The organism is Sinomonas sp. (assembly GCF_051955515.1).
Classification (GTDB): Bacteria; Actinomycetota; Actinomycetes; order Actinomycetales; family Micrococcaceae; genus Sinomonas.
Map to the genome: position 1 here is coordinate 1 of NZ_JBQCGQ010000193.1, position 13,601 is coordinate 13,601.

General features: G+C 67.4%; 13 protein-coding genes. 5 read left to right on the forward strand and 8 right to left on the reverse strand.

Annotation, left to right across the window (positions count from 1 at the left end):
* Positions 1-3: 3 nt before the first annotated feature.
* Genes ACTHL9_RS11085 through ACTHL9_RS11095 form a run of 3 tightly spaced genes read right to left on the reverse strand, consistent with a single transcriptional unit; the run spans position 4 to position 2,753 of the window.
* Complete coding sequence (locus ACTHL9_RS11085; protein ID WP_440519087.1) at positions 4-1,260, reverse strand: amidohydrolase; 1,257 nt, start codon at positions 1,258-1,260, stop codon at positions 4-6.
* Positions 1,257-1,934 (reverse strand): trimeric intracellular cation channel family protein, encoded by a 678-nt coding sequence (locus ACTHL9_RS11090; RefSeq protein WP_440519089.1) that lies wholly within the window; start codon positions 1,932-1,934, stop codon positions 1,257-1,259. Before ACTHL9_RS11090 ends, ACTHL9_RS11085 begins: the two co-directional genes overlap by 4 nt.
* Before the next feature lie 54 nt (positions 1,935-1,988).
* Complete coding sequence (locus ACTHL9_RS11095) at positions 1,989-2,753, reverse strand: response regulator transcription factor (protein ID WP_440519091.1); 765 nt, start codon at positions 2,751-2,753, stop codon at positions 1,989-1,991.
* Between the two features lie 290 nt (positions 2,754-3,043).
* On the opposite strand from ACTHL9_RS11095, the gene ACTHL9_RS11100 reads away from it, so the two are divergent.
* Together ACTHL9_RS11100 and ACTHL9_RS11105 are read left to right on the forward strand one after the other, a co-directional pair.
* Positions 3,044-5,671, forward strand: a complete 2,628-nt coding sequence (locus ACTHL9_RS11100) for an Ig-like domain-containing protein (protein ID WP_440519092.1) — start codon at positions 3,044-3,046, stop codon at positions 5,669-5,671.
* A 154-nt stretch (positions 5,672-5,825) separates the two neighbouring features.
* Complete coding sequence (locus tag ACTHL9_RS11105; protein WP_440519093.1) at positions 5,826-6,110, forward strand: LapA family protein; 285 nt, start codon at positions 5,826-5,828, stop codon at positions 6,108-6,110.
* Between the two features lie 7 nt (positions 6,111-6,117).
* Here ACTHL9_RS11105 and ACTHL9_RS11110 read toward each other — a convergent pair whose 3' ends face one another.
* Positions 6,118-8,472, reverse strand: a complete 2,355-nt coding sequence (locus tag ACTHL9_RS11110) for a chromosome segregation ATPase (RefSeq protein WP_440519095.1) — start codon at positions 8,470-8,472, stop codon at positions 6,118-6,120.
* Between the two features lie 248 nt (positions 8,473-8,720).
* Positions 8,721-9,296 (reverse strand): dihydrofolate reductase family protein, encoded by a 576-nt coding sequence (locus ACTHL9_RS11115; protein WP_440519096.1) that lies wholly within the window; start codon positions 9,294-9,296, stop codon positions 8,721-8,723.
* 270 nt (positions 9,297-9,566) lie between these two features.
* Here ACTHL9_RS11115 and ACTHL9_RS11120 point away from each other — a divergent pair, with 270 nt between their 5' ends.
* The gene (locus ACTHL9_RS11120) at positions 9,567-9,770 is read left to right on the forward strand and encodes a hypothetical protein (protein WP_440519098.1); all 204 of its coding nucleotides are present in this window, start codon (positions 9,567-9,569) and stop codon (positions 9,768-9,770) included.
* Between the two features lie 59 nt (positions 9,771-9,829).
* On the opposite strand, the gene ACTHL9_RS11125 is transcribed toward ACTHL9_RS11120, so the two are convergent.
* Positions 9,830-10,243: a hypothetical protein gene (locus ACTHL9_RS11125; protein WP_440519099.1), complete on the reverse strand. Its 414-nt coding sequence runs from the start codon at positions 10,241-10,243 to the stop codon at positions 9,830-9,832.
* A gap of 260 nt (positions 10,244-10,503) precedes the next feature.
* On the opposite strand from ACTHL9_RS11125, the gene ACTHL9_RS11130 reads away from it, so the two are divergent.
* Together ACTHL9_RS11130 and ACTHL9_RS11135 are read left to right on the forward strand one after the other, a co-directional pair.
* A complete protein-coding gene (locus ACTHL9_RS11130) occupies positions 10,504-10,785 on the forward strand; it encodes a hypothetical protein (protein ID WP_440519100.1) in 282 nt (93 codons plus the stop codon).
* Between the two features lie 3 nt (positions 10,786-10,788).
* Positions 10,789-11,601 (forward strand): formate/nitrite transporter family protein, encoded by an 813-nt coding sequence (locus ACTHL9_RS11135; protein ID WP_440519101.1) that lies wholly within the window; start codon positions 10,789-10,791, stop codon positions 11,599-11,601.
* 20 nt (positions 11,602-11,621) lie between these two features.
* On the opposite strand, the gene ACTHL9_RS11140 is transcribed toward ACTHL9_RS11135, so the two are convergent.
* Both ACTHL9_RS11140 and ACTHL9_RS11145 read right to left on the reverse strand, forming a co-directional pair.
* Positions 11,622-12,791, reverse strand: a complete 1,170-nt coding sequence (locus ACTHL9_RS11140) for a fumarylacetoacetate hydrolase family protein (protein WP_440519102.1) — start codon at positions 12,789-12,791, stop codon at positions 11,622-11,624.
* The coding region (locus ACTHL9_RS11145) for an aldehyde dehydrogenase family protein (protein WP_440519103.1) at positions 12,788-13,601 on the reverse strand (814 nt) is incomplete at its 5' end. The genes ACTHL9_RS11145 and ACTHL9_RS11140, both read right to left, overlap by 4 nt.

A 13,601-nucleotide genomic window follows, 5' to 3' on the forward strand; every position in this document is an offset into this window, starting at 1 on the left:
GCCTCAGCGGGCGAGCCAGGCGAGCGCCGCGACAACGAGCGCGCCCGTGCCGGCCTGCAGTGTGGGCTCCAGGACCGGCGCGAAGCGCGGCGAATGGTTCGCGGGGATATCGGAGCTCACGGTCCCGCGCTCCTCGGCCTGCCGGTAGGCCTCGGGATCCGTGCCGCCGACCCCCCAATACGTATACGGAACGCCGAAGGCGTCGGGGATCGCGCTGAAGTCCTCGCTCGCGGTCTGCCGGCCAAAGTCGGTGACGAGGTCGCCGAAATGCTCCCGGAACGCCTCTGCGACCCGCGCCGTGGCCTCCTCCGAATTGCTGGTGAGCGGATAGCTGTCGTAGACCTCGATGTCCGGCTCCTTCGGCGAGCCGGAGGCGGCGCTCTCAGCCCGGGCGATGCGTTCGATCGCGCCCAGAATCTGGTCCCGGATGGATCGGTCGTAAGTGCGGATGTTCAGCTCGAGGACCGCGTGGTCGTCGATGATGTTGCTCTTCGCGCCGACCGCAACCCGGCCCACGGTCACCACCGCGAACTCCCCCGGCGGAACCTCGCGTGCCACGATCCCCTGAAGCCGCACGACAACCATCGACGCCAAGACGGCCGGATCGATCGAGAGATGAGGCATCGAGCCATGGCTCCCCCGCCCGTGCAGCGTGATGCGAATGCTGTCCGCCATCGACAGGAAGGCGCCGGGATGCGGGCTCAGCGTGCCCGCCGGGTGGGCGAGGACATGCTGGCCCAGCACAACGTCGGGCCGCGGGACGCGCGAGGTGAGGCCGTCGTCGACCATTCCGCGCGCTCCGTCTCCCATCTCCTCGGCAGGCTGGAAGAGCGCAACCAGGGTGCCCGCCCACGACTCCCGGGCTCCGGCCATGAGCCGCGCGGCGCCGAGGAGGCAGGCGACATGGACGTCGTGCCCGCAGCCATGCATGATGCGCACCTCGCGCCCGCTCGCGTCCGTTCCCGTGGCCGTGCTCGCATAGTCGAGCCCCGTGGCCTCGGCGATCGGAAGGGCATCCATGTCGGCGCGCAGGAGCACGGTGGGCCCATCCCCGTTCTGGAACACCCCCACCACACCTGTGCCTCCGATGCCCTCGTGCACGGCGAAGCCATCATTCCGGAGCTGCTCGGCCACGATCTTGGCCGTCCTGACCTCCTGATGGCTCAGCTCGGGGTGGGCGTGGAGGTCCTTGTACAGGGACTCCTGCCACTCCTGAATCGTGGACTGGGCGGAAAGGACGGCGTCTGCCGCGGATGTCATGGCTTCTCCTTTCGGTGGCGATTCCAGCGGATTCCCGTCAACGACCCGAGTCTCCACTCGACGGGCTCCGGCAGCCTCCACCCCCGGCGACGCGCGATCAGGCTGACTGCCGAAGCCGTGACGATCGAGAGGGCGAACCCCACGTTCTGTTGCCCCCATCCATACGCCACTACCATCTCCGCGCTGCCGATCAGTGCGCCGGTCGCGTAGAGGGTGTTGCCGCCGAAGATGACGGGCAGTCGTCCGACGGCGATGTCCCTCACCATTCCGCCGCCGACCGCGGTCAGGAGCCCGAGCAGCATGGCCGGGAGCCAGTCCAGGCCGACGCCCAGCGCCTTCACCGTACCGGTCGCCGACCAACAGCCCAGGGCCAGCGAATCCGCGACCAGGAGCACGCGCGAGGCCCAGACGCCGTCGAGCCGGACCACGAACGCCACCGCTGCCCCCACCACGGCGGTGATGAGGTACGCGGGGTTGGTGAGGGCCACGGGGAAGCCATGCTGGAGGAGCGTGTCCCGCATCATGCCGCCCCCGAGGGCGGACAGCACCGCGAGCACCAGGAAGCCGATCGGATCCATGCGAAGCTGCCGCGCGACCGCGCCGCCCAGAATTGCGTTCGCGAGCACGCCGATGAGATCCACGACATCGAAGACTGCACCCGCATCGAATCCCACGGATCCACCCTGCATGAACACCTGAGCCAGAGCCAGTTCCAGATCTGGCCAGTCTCAGACGTGCTGGAGATGATCGGCGGCCTCAATGCCCCGGAGCCTGTTCAGCGCATCGACGCGGTTTGTGCAGCCGAGCTTGGTGTATGCGTGTTCGAGGTGCTTGGCCACGGTGCGGGGACTGACTCCGAGGAGGTGCCCGATCGCGACGGCGGTGAGCCCGTGCCCGATCAGGTGCAGGATTTCCTGCTCTCTCGCCGTCAGGTCGAAGGCGTCAGGGTCATTCTGCGTTTCGACCTCATCGATGCGGGAGTAGGCCATATTCCGCGGGTAGGCCATATTCAGGAGCCGCAGGACCGGCTGAACCGACGCGGCGAGCTCGAGTTCGGCGTCCGAGAAGTCCTGGCCGTTCCTGACCAGCGCCCACGCACTCAGGCCAGCGTCCCCCGGAACGCTCAGCCGAATCGAGAACTGTCGGTCGACCCCTGCCAGACGGAGGGCTTCGCGATAGACCGGCGTCTCCCGCAGCGCTCTGTCCGAGATGAGATCGCTCAACCGCAGAATGTCCCATTCTGCTTGTTCGTGGACCATGTATCCGCGAATGAGAGGATGCTCCTCGTAGAAGCGGACGAATACCTCGCGGGACACGCTGGGCACGTCCGGGTAATTGATCACTTCAACCTCGCCGCTCTGCGCATCGAGCGACGCCCACCCCACGCCGAGTCCGGGGAAAAGCTTCGCGAGCATTTCGCTCGCAGCTTGCATGTACTCCTGCCTGGTCGGGAGGCCCATGAGCTGGGCGGCAAGGTTCTCGGCTGGCTCCATGGCGGGCCTTTCGAACTCTCGGCTTGATCCGACGGGTCGAGGCTAGGAACCGCTTCCCGTACGTACAAGTGCGTATTGCTCAAAGAATGCTGGGAGCGCATGCTCGTCCTGCCGAAAGGTCCCCAAGCTCCTGATAGCGAGACAGAGCATCCGATTTCTTTAGCCGGCAGAGTCAGACTGCCGATCTCCCTCTCTCGGCTCCGCATCCGCTCCAAAGCACGACGCCCCCGCCCTTGAAAACAGCGCTCGGACGTGATCCACAGGCGTGTCTGGCCTCGAGGAGGCCCACAATGCACCGCAAGCCCCTTCTCAGCTGGTTCCTGTCCCTCACCACGTGTGCGGGCTTCGGAATCGTCGCGGCCGCCGCGGCTCCTTCCGCTGCCGCAACAGTGACCCCGCCGGATATGCAGGTCCAGGTCCCCACCAACCTCATTTCGATCGGCACCGACCCGACCACGAATCACCCGATGCTCCGGTTCACCCACATCACGTGGGATGCCGGGGTCGGACCGTTCGAAATTGACCCGACCTACAATTCCGCCACCGGAACAGCGACGTTCGTCCAGTCGATCTACAACAGCTCGGCCCCCGGCTCATGGTCCTTGGACCACACCGTGCCCTTGGCCGCGATCGGCGTCTTCGACTCGCCCAGCGACTACCAATTCCCCCTGACCAAATTCACCCTCAACACCATCAATGCAGACGGGTCCATCGGCGCCGTCGTCGCGACGAGTCCCAAGACGGACTACTGCATCACGGCGGACGTCGAAGTGGGCGGAGTCCCGAATACCCCCACGTCGTCCTTTATCCCGCAGTCGAACTGCACGGACCCGACGCGTCCCCTCGGCTGGTCGGTGGGGTGGGGCGACCAATATGACCAGACGGATTCGGGACAGCCGATCGACATTTCGGGCGTGGCCAACGGAACCTATATTCTCCGTGGAGTTGCCGACCCGCTGCATGTGCTCACCGAAAGCGACAACACCAACAACGTGACCGACACCGTGGTCACCATCAACGGCAGCAGCGTCGCGGTCGGCAACCAGACCCACCCTACCGTTGTGCCGCCGTCGGCGGCTCTCACGAGCCCGGCGCCGGGAGCAGCGGTCTCAGGAACGGTGACCCTCACCGCGAGCGCCTCGGCAACCGCCCCCGCAGCGGTTTCCTCCGTCCAGTTCCTCCTCGACGGCCTGGCCCTCGGCAGCCCCGTGACCACGGCGCCCTACAGCGTGAACTGGACTGTGGGGACCACCAGCCCGGGCACCCATAACCTGAGCGCCCGCGTCACCGACAGCACGGGCACCGCCAACACGGCCGCCGTCGTGCCGGTCAGCGTCAGCGCCGGCACCTCCCTTGCGCTGGATCGCTCAACCACCGCCCGCGGCAACGGCACCGTGAGTGCCACGGGATTGACGACGGCGGCTCCGGGCGAAGTCCTCATCGCTGCCGTGGCGAGCGACGGCGCGAAGAAGGGCGGCCAGACGGTGACCGTCAGCGGCGCTGGCCTGACCTGGACCCGCGTCGGCCGGAGCAACGCCCAGTTGGGTGACTCCGAGATCTGGACGGCCACGGCACCGAATGTCCTCAACGGAGCCACTGTGACCTCCACGCCGAGCCAGGCCCGGTATGACCAGCAGCTCGTGGTCGAGTCGTTCGTGAACTCCGCGGGGGTTGGCGCATCGGGCGTGGCTGCGGCCGCCTCCGGTCCGCCGGCTGTCTCGTTCGCGGCGAAGGCGGCTGGCTCCCTGACCCTGGCCGTCGGCAACGACTGGGACGCCGCGAAGGCCCGCACGCTCGCCTCCGGGCAGCAGATGATCAGCCAGTGGCTCGATACCGGAAGCGGCGACACCATGTGGGCGCAGGCCACCATCACCGCGACGAGCGCCGCCGGGCAGTCGGTCTCGCTCGCCGACACCGCGCCGACTACCGACAGGTGGAACATGGCGGGAGTCGAGATTCTCCCCGGCTCCAGCGCGCCACCGCCCTCGGACACCACCCCGCCGACCGCGCAGATCACCAACCCCACCGCTGGCCAGACAGTCTCCGGAAGCGCCCCCGTGGCTGCGACCGCGAGCGACAACGTGGCGGTCGCCTCCGTGCAGTTCTTCCTCGATGGCCAGCCGCTCGGCGGCGCGGTCACTGCAAGCCCCTACGCGCTCACGTGGGACACCACCAAGACGGCCAACGGCGCCCACACCCTGACCGCGACTGCCACCGACACAAGCGGCAACACCGGAACCTCGGCCGGCGTGGGCATCACGGTGCAGAACCCGGCGCCCGCCATGACCTGCTTCGTCCAGCAGGCGCTGGTCGACGTCCGCGGGTCCGGAACCGTCGCCACGCCCACCTTCAGCACCGTCGCAGCCGGTGAAGTCCTGCTCGCGTTCGTCTCCCAGGATGGACCGGCCAAGGCCAATTCCCAGACCGCCACCGTCTCGGGCGCGGGCCTCACGTGGAAGCTCCTCGGCCGTTCCAACGGCCAGTACGGCGACGCCGAGGTGTGGACCGCGACGGCAGCCACCGTGATCTCGAACGTGAGCGTCCAGTCCGCGCCGAGCTCCGGAGGGTACACGCAGGAACTCTCCGTGGTCGCCTATGAAGGCGCGAAGGGAGCCGGAGCCGTCGCCTCAGGCGGTGCTGCCACTGGCGCCCCCAGCGTGAGCATCACAACGACAGCGGCCGCCTCCTTGGTCTTCGGCGTGGGGCACGACTGGGACAACGCCATCGCCCGCACCCTGCCGACCGGCCTCGTCATCCTCGAGCAATGGGTCGACACCGCGCACGGCGACACCTCGTGGACCGAGTACACCAACCAGACCACGGGCGTCGCCGGCACTCAGGTCGCCATCGGCGCCACTGCCCCGACGAGCGACCGGTGGGACATGGTCGCGGTCGAACTCGTGGGCTCGGGAAGCTGATCGATATCGGGACTTCGGGGGAAGAATAGCTGGGACCGATCATGAAGGGAGCATCATGAGCCAGCTACCTCAGCCCCCGACCTCGCCCCGGAAGCCCGACGGCACCGGCCGGCCGCGGCCCCAATCCCAGCCGCAACCACAACCACAGCCGCCGGTGACGCGAGCTGGTGTCGTCTGGGCGACGGTGGTCGTCGCCCTGATCGTCCTGATCCTGCTGATCGTGTTCTTCCTGCAGAATCAGGACACGGTTCGCGTGCAGTTCCTCGGCCTCGACGGCTTCGTTCCGCTGGGTCTCGCGCTGTTCATCGCGGCCGTCGCGGGCGGGGTGCTGGTCGCGGTGGCCGGCGCGGTGCGCATCCTCCAGCTGCGCATGATCGCGCGCCGGGCGCAGCGAACGCCCGGGCCACGACGGCCCGGGCGTTCAGGAAAGGCTGGCTGAACCAGCGCTACGTGCCCGGGACCAGGCACCCGCCGTTGGAGATCGTCCCGTCGATCGCGCTGATCTGTGCCTGCACCGAGGCGAGCTGGGCCTGTAGGTCCGCCACCACGGCCTTCTGGGCTTTGATGGCGTCGGCCTTGGGGCCCTTCTGCGCCTGCAGAGCCAACAGCACCTGCTGGGCGGCACTGACCTGCTTGTCGATGCTGACCGACTGCTGCTGGAGCGAAGCGAGCTGCTGCTCGGTGGCCGAGACCTGCTGGTTAAGCCCGTCCAGCTGCGTGAGGAGCGGCGCGACCAGATTCTCGAGGTTCAGGACGTTCTGCTCCGCCGCTGCGATCTGGGCATTGAGGTCCTTGAGCCGCGCCACGAGGCCATCGCTGATCGCGTTGAGCCCGTCAAGCTCGGCCTGCTTTGCCGCCACCGCCGCCGTCGTCTGGCCCACGGCGCTCTGGAGGGCAGGGAGCTGGTCCTGCAGTCCCTGGATCTCGGCCTGCTTGTCCGACACCGCCTGCTGCGCCGCGGCGAGGACGGCGTTCGCGGTAGCGAGGTCTGCCTGACGCTGCGTCAGGACGTCCTGCTGCGCACTCAGGTCGGCGAGGGCCTGGTCGCGGCTGGCCGTGAGGGTGGGCAGCTGGGCTGCGAGATTGGCCACGGTCTGCGCTTGGGCGTCCGCAGCCGCTTGCGCGGTATTCGCTGTGTCCTGAAGCGCGGGAAGCTGGCCTTGGAGCGTCGCGAGATCGACCTGCTTCGACGCGACGGCCGCGTTGGCGCTGTCGACGGCGGCCTGCAGGCTCGGCAGCTGTCCTTGAAGGGCCGCGAGTTCGGCCTGCTTCGCGGTGACGGCGTCGTTCGCGCTCGCGAGCGAGGCCTGAAGGGGCGCCGCCTGCTGCTGCAGCGCGCTGCTGTTCTGCTGGGCAGAGAGCAGCTGGGCATTGAGGGTATTGACGTTGGTCTGCAGCGTATTCAGATCGCCTTGCAGGGCGGCAATCTGCCCGTTCGTGGTGGTGATCTGCGTGTTCACCTGGTCCAGTTTGGTCTGGTCGGCCGCGAGCTGAGCCTGAGCATCGCGCTTGGCCTGCGCGTTCGAGGTCGACGGGTACTTGTCGATAATCGCCTGCTGGGCGGCCATGTCGTTCTGCAGCTGGGTCTTCTGCTGCTGCAGGGACGCGAGGGTATTCTGCGCCGCGGTGAGCTCTGCCTGCTTGGCGGTCACGGCCTGCTGCGCGGCTGAGAGCTGACCTTGGAGAGTCGTGACCGACGCCTGTGCGTCCGCGATGGCCTTCGCATTCGCGGCGACTGCGTCAGCCGCCTTCTGCGCGGCTGCCTGGAGCGCAGCGAGATCGCTCTGGGCCTGGGCGATCTGGGCCTTCTTGGCGGCGAGAGCGTCCGCGGCCTGCTGGGCCGTCGCCTGCAGGCCTGCGAGGTCCGTCTGCGCCTGGGCGATCTGGGCGTTCTTGGCATCAACCGCCGCGGCAGCGTCGGAAGCGACCTGCTGCTTTGCTTGCAGGTCGGCCTGGGCGTCACTCACCGCCTTGTTCTGGGCATCGAGGGCAGACTGCGCCGTCGTCGCCACCCCCTGGAGGCGAGTGAGCTCCGCCTGAGCTGCGTCGACTGCCTGCTGGGCGCTCGTCACGTTGTCGGCCGCGGTCTTGGCGGCAGCCTGCAGCGCGATGAGCTCCTGGTTCGCGGCGTCAATCTGGCTCTGCTTCGCTGCAAGCGCCGCTTGGGCGTCGTTGGCCGCGGCCTGGAGCGTGGCAAGTTCCGCGGTTGCCGTCTGAATGGCGGCGGTGTTGGCGTCAAGGGCTGCCTGAGTGGTGCTGGCCTGGTTCTTGAGGTCCGTGCTGGCGGCCTGCGCTGTCGCGAGCTGACCCTGAAGCGTCGTGATCTGGGCGGTGAGGCTTGCCTGCTGGGACTGAAGCGTCGCGAGCGCGGAGTTTGCCGCGTCAATCTGCGCTTGAGTCTGGCTCTGCTGGGCGGTCAGGGAGTTGATCTGGTCCTGCGTGGTGCTGAGCTGGCCCTCAAGGGCTGCGAGCTCACTGTCGGCCTGCTGGATCGTCGCGTTGAGGCCGGCGATCTGTGCGCTCAACCCGTCCGCCTGGATCTGGAGGCTGGCCTTCTGTGCGTTCAGCACGGAGATGGCGTCCGCGTTGCGCTTCGTCGCGGCCTTGAGCAGGTTCTCCTGGATGGCGCCCCGATGGGCGAGCTGATTGACGACGCCGTTGCAGATGCCCTGGGTGCCTGCCGGCCCCGTGGCCTGGGCAGGGAGTCCGGCGGTGAGCAAGGCCCCTGTGATCCCTGGCACCAGGACGGCGGCAGCAAGCACGCGCCGGATCCGAGTAGGTGGGGTCGGCAAGTTGTTCATGGTTCCTCCGAGTGGTGCGAAAGGGCACCCGCTCCGGCGCCCGCCAGCGGAATTGCGGCAGACGCCGGCGCACGGTGCACGATGGATCCCCTTCATCGTCTGCATCGCCCGAATCTGGACGCATGAATGACGCTATGGGAGATCCGAGAGTCCCGCACCACTTGTTTGAGAAACCTTGTACTCGACTTTTCCGGCATCCCACCCAAGTAATGACAAGCACTACTCGAGGGGCGGGAATTCTTCGTCCGTCAGCCGGTCGGGTTGAGGTCGTAGATCAGCTCGACCAGGGCGTCGTCGTGCGTGACCGCCTTCTTGAGGGCGAGCTTCAGAGAGCCCCCTGACCCGAAACGCCGGCCCTGTCCGATCATCGACGGCGCCACGACGATCCGCAATTCGTCGACCTCGCCGAGATCAAGGAGCTCCCGCACCAAGGTGAGACTCCCCCAGCACCCGATGTCGCCGTCGGACTCCGCCTTGATGCGGCGAATCGCCTCCCCGGTGTCGCCGGACAAGATCTTGCAGTCGCCCAATTCGCCCCACGGCGCCTCGGAATGGGAGTGGGAGAAGACATACCGGCGCAGCGAATTGAGGGCCGGCGCTATCATCTCGCCCGCTGACGCCTCCGTGGGCCAGAACGTGCTGAACCCCTCATACGTGCGGGCGCCCATGAGCATCCCATCGAGGCCCTCGATGAGTTCGAGCTGGCTCCGTGCGAACCCTTCAGCGGACCCGCCGATGAAGGGCTCCATGAAGGACGTTGTTCCCTCCGGGTCCGCAGCAAAGCCGTCCGCGCTGATCGTTTCCTGAACTATGAGCCGTCCCATGGACACCACGGTGGCACCGGAGCCGCGTGCCAAACAAGAGCTCGGGGGTCTTGAGCGCCGCGGGCCATCGCGCTAAATACATGGTGTCAGGTCCTTCGAGGAGAGGAGGAACTCATGAACATGCGGCTGGCACACGGGCCCGTGCGGGGGCGCTCCTTCTTCCCCAGCGCCGCATCTGCCCAACGTCACATTCGCTACTTGCCTCACGGCGCCTCGCCTCGTCACGGCGCAAGGCAGAGCACACGACATGATCCCGCACGGATCGCGGTGGTGGCATCCTGGGCGGCGGTCGCGGTCATCATGGCTCTCATCGTCGCTGCTGCCGTGATCTTGCCGAGACCCGTGCCCGCGGCGACGCCCGTGCTCCCTTGGAATGCAGCGACCGCAGGCCCCGTGCTGCACTACGAGCACTCGCAGGTCGGTGTCCCAGCGCCGCTTGGGGTGCCCCACCATGAGGGCGGCCTGCTGGGCTAACCGGCGAATGCGGGGGTGCCCAGCCATGACCGGGCCCGCAGAAGTGGCGATGACGCTCGTCAGGCTCGGGCATGCGTTCGCCGTGGCGCATCATCCGCGTGGCTGCGGTCGATGGGGATGACCGGCGCAAGCCCTGAGATCCGCGGCACATCCTGCCGACGGGATCGGGCGACTGGAAGGGTCCTCACGGCGCCGATCCTGTGCGAAGCAGGATGGGCCGCCATGCTTGCGGTCCTGGTGAGCTCGAGCAGCTCGGTCTGCACGATGACCCGGGTGATGTTCGGCAACCGCGGGCTTTCCAGCTTCACCACGACTGCCGGCGGGACGAGATGCGGCAGCACGTGGACGATTTCGCCTTCGTCTCCCTCGTTAGCCCGCACGTTTGCCAGGAGCGGGTCCTTGACATCACGGCGAAAACGCACCGCCTCCCCCACTCCGAAAGTCGAGTCCCCCGGGATATGTGCATCTGTCACGTCGAAACCTTCCCCCATAACGATCCAATTAAGTCCTCGGCGCTCATCGCCTCCAGCAATTTATCCGGCGTCTGGAGACCGAACGGTAGGCCTTTGGTCCCCATCCTTCATGACAGTTCCGGTCACGTGAGATCACCGCCAGAGAAGCGCTTTCCACATGCCGTCACGATCCTGGCGCTTGGCGGGGGAGCTGGCGGGTAAGGGGTACCAGCAAAGAGCGTTCTGTCTCTCACCGTTCTGTCTCTATAGGGAGGATTGCCGTGTCGACCGCAGACAACAATGAGGCTCCGAACCTCGATGACGTCATCACCCCGGAGGAAGACGCCCTCCCGCCCCGGGCCTACAAGGGCCATGCAGGGATGCCAGAAAGCTTGGACGACGACGCGTTGGAGGCTGCCACTGAACAGGAGCGGGTGGCCGCCGGGCTCGCCGACTATGCGCCCAGCCAGGTCCCCCCGGCGACCGACCCGCTGCCCGACGAGTCATCGGAGGCCGCCGACCTTGCACAGCGGGGCCTGACCGAGGAAGAGGAAGCCGACTGACCTGTGAGCGACGAGGACCGCCGTCGGGAACTCGGCAGCAACGACGGTCCGGTCGAGGAGGAGATCGAGGAATCCTTCGACCGGATCGTCGCCGAAGGGGCGCAGCGCCTGCACCGACCTTGGCGGTCCGTGCTCATTACCGGCTTCTTCGGTGGGGTCGAAGTCGGGCTCGGGGTCATGGCGTATCTTGCCGTCGAGCATTCCACAGGAAACAAGCTGCTGGCAGGGCTCGCGTTCGGCATCGGCTTCATCGCCCTCCTGCTGGCCAAGAGCGAATTGTTCACCGAGGGCTTTCTGGTCCCCATTGCCGCAGTGGCGGCCCGCGAGGCCCGCTTGGGGCAGCTCGGCAAACTGTGGGTGGGAACGCTGGTAGCGAATCTCGCGGGCGGCTGGTGCTTCATGTGGCTGGTCCTGCGCGCTTTTCCCGAGTGGGCTCCCACCGTCATCGAATCCGCGCGGCATTTCACCGAGGCACCGCCCAATCTCCAGTCGTTTTGCCTGGCGACTTTGGGCGGCAGCACGATTACCCTGATGACGCGAATGCAGCACGGCACAGAATCGGTTCCGGCGAAAATCGCGGCCGCCGTTGCGGGCGGCTTCCTGCTTTCAGGCCTCCCGCTCTTCCACTCCATTCTTGATTCCTTGCTGATCTTCGGGGCCCTTCACGCGGGCGCGCCCTTCGGCTACGGGCAGTGGCTGGGCTGGTTCGCCTACACGGTCGTCTTCAACGTCCTCGGCGGCCTCCTCCTGGTGACCGCGCTTCGACTGCTCCGCAGCAAGGAGCTGCTGAGCGAGCGACGAGCCAACTCCTCCTGAACGCTCTCGCCTGAACGGGCTCAGGCCATGTGGCTCGCCAGATAGGCGAAGAATTCCCCGAGTCCGTACTCCCACGGCGGGCACTCCTCGCACAGCGCTACGGTGTTGGCCAGCGTTCCGAGGCGAGGGCTCGAGATCTCCACCCTGTCCCCCACTCTGTGCGTGAAGCCCTTCCCCGCCTCACCGCGATCCTGCACGGGTGCGAACAGCGTCCCGGTGAAGAGCGCGAAACCGTCCGGATACTGGTGGTGCTTCCCCACGGTCGCGCCGATGAGCTCCTCGAACGGCCGGCTGATGTGCGCAAGGCTGTTGCGCCCCTCGAGCCTGAAGCCGTCGTCGCCGTGCACGTCCAGCAGGATCTCCTCGTTGCGCAGGGAATCCAGCGTGAAGTCGGCATCGAAGAGGCGGATGAACGGCCCGAGAGCGCTCGAGGCGTTGTTGTCCTTGGCCTTGCCGAGCAGGAGTGCGCTGCGGCCTTCGATGTCGCGCAGGTTGACGTCGTTCCCGAGGGTCGCGCCGACCGGCAGACCGTCAGGGGTCACGAGCAGCACGAGCTCAGGCTCCGGATTGTTCCACTCGGACGCCTCGAGGACGCCGATCCGCGCCCCGTACCCAACAGATGAGAGAACAGGCGCCTTCGTGAAGACCTCCGGGTCCTTCCCGATGCCCACCTCGAGGTACTGGGACCACAGCCCCTCCTCCTGCAGCACCTCCTTGGCGCGCTCCGCTTCTGTGCTCCCCGGGCGAACGCCGTCGAGACTGCCTCCCAAAGCGGTACCCACGCGCTCTCGGAGCTGGGCGGCGCGGTGGGGATCACCACCTGCACGCTCCTCAATGACCCGCTCGATCATGCTCTCGACGAACGTCACGCCGCAGGCCTTGACCACCTGCAGGTCGATGGGCGCGAGGAAATGCGCCCGGCTGCGATCACCGGCTTCAGAGGCCTCGAGCAGCTCCACCGTCGACCAACGCGGTTCGCCCACGCGGCTGACGGCGGAACCTACGACGGCGGCAGGGTCACCGCCGGCGAGAAGCCCGGCGACGGTGGGTGCCTCACGTTGGAGGTCGTAGACCTCGTCTCCGCGAACGGCCGCAACACGCGGGCCGCCGGCGGAGGGATCCCACACGCGAGCGACCAAAACGGCCTTCCCAGCGTCCTCGGGCAGGACTCGCTCTAAGAGCTCGCTCACTGGGCTCCCTTTCGCTCAGGGCGCTTCCACACGCCGTCGACTCTTTGGGGCACGCCCCACGGATTGTCATCGCGCAACGGCTCCGGGAGCCGCGCCTCGGGCCAGTCCTGGTACGCGACCGGCCGGAGGAACCGGCGGATCGCGGCGGTGCCCACGGAGGTGGTGTTGCTCGAGGTGGCCGGATACGGTCCCCCGTGGTGCTGGGCGTAGCTGACCGTCACGCCGGTGGGCCAGCCGTTCCACAGGACTCGGCCGCTGCGCTCGGCGAGCTTTTCGCTGAGCTCCTCGGTCGATTCGTCGGCGGCGTCGCGGTCGGTGCCGTGAAGCGCGGTCGTGAGCTGGCCCTCGAGGGTGTCCACGAGCCTGTGGAGTTCTGACGAGTCGGAGTAGCGGACGATGACGCTCGCCGGGCCGAACATCTCGCGGCGCAGCAGCTCGGGGTCGGCGAGCGCGTCGCGGGCCTCCGCAACGAGCACGGTGGGGTGCGGCGCCTCGTCGAAGCTCCCGGGGACCAGCACGCGGACGCCCGGCTGGGACGAGACCTCGCCCACGGCCTCCGCGAACCCAGCGTGCAGCCGCTCGGCCAGGAGCGGGTGAAGAGGAACGTCTCGCAGCGCGTTGATCAGGGGCTCTTCGAGCTCCGCATCCTCGCCCGTCGGCACGAACAGCAACCCTGGCTTGGTGCAGAACTGGCCCATGCCGAGCGTAAACGAGCCGGCATAGTCGGCGAGGATCTGCTCCCGGCGCTCGTCCCACGCTGCGGGCGTGACGACCACGGCGTTGATCCCGCCCAGCTCGCCGTAGAACGGA

Excerpts from the sequence above, each read along its gene's own strand:
- ACTHL9_RS11100 (WP_440519092.1), top strand. The coding sequence starts at position 3,044 with ATGCACCGCAAGCCCCTTCTCAGCTGGTTCCTGTCCCTCACCACGTGT.
- ACTHL9_RS11110 (WP_440519095.1), bottom strand. The coding sequence starts at position 8,472 with ATGAACAACTTGCCGACCCCACCTACTCGGATCCGGCGCGTGCTTGCT.
- ACTHL9_RS11115 (WP_440519096.1), bottom strand. The coding sequence starts at position 9,296 with ATGGGACGGCTCATAGTTCAGGAAACGATCAGCGCGGACGGCTTTGCT.
- ACTHL9_RS11085 (WP_440519087.1), bottom strand. The coding sequence starts at position 1,260 with ATGACATCCGCGGCAGACGCCGTCCTTTCCGCCCAGTCCACGATTCAG.
- ACTHL9_RS11095 (WP_440519091.1), bottom strand. The coding sequence starts at position 2,753 with ATGGAGCCAGCCGAGAACCTTGCCGCCCAGCTCATGGGCCTCCCGACC.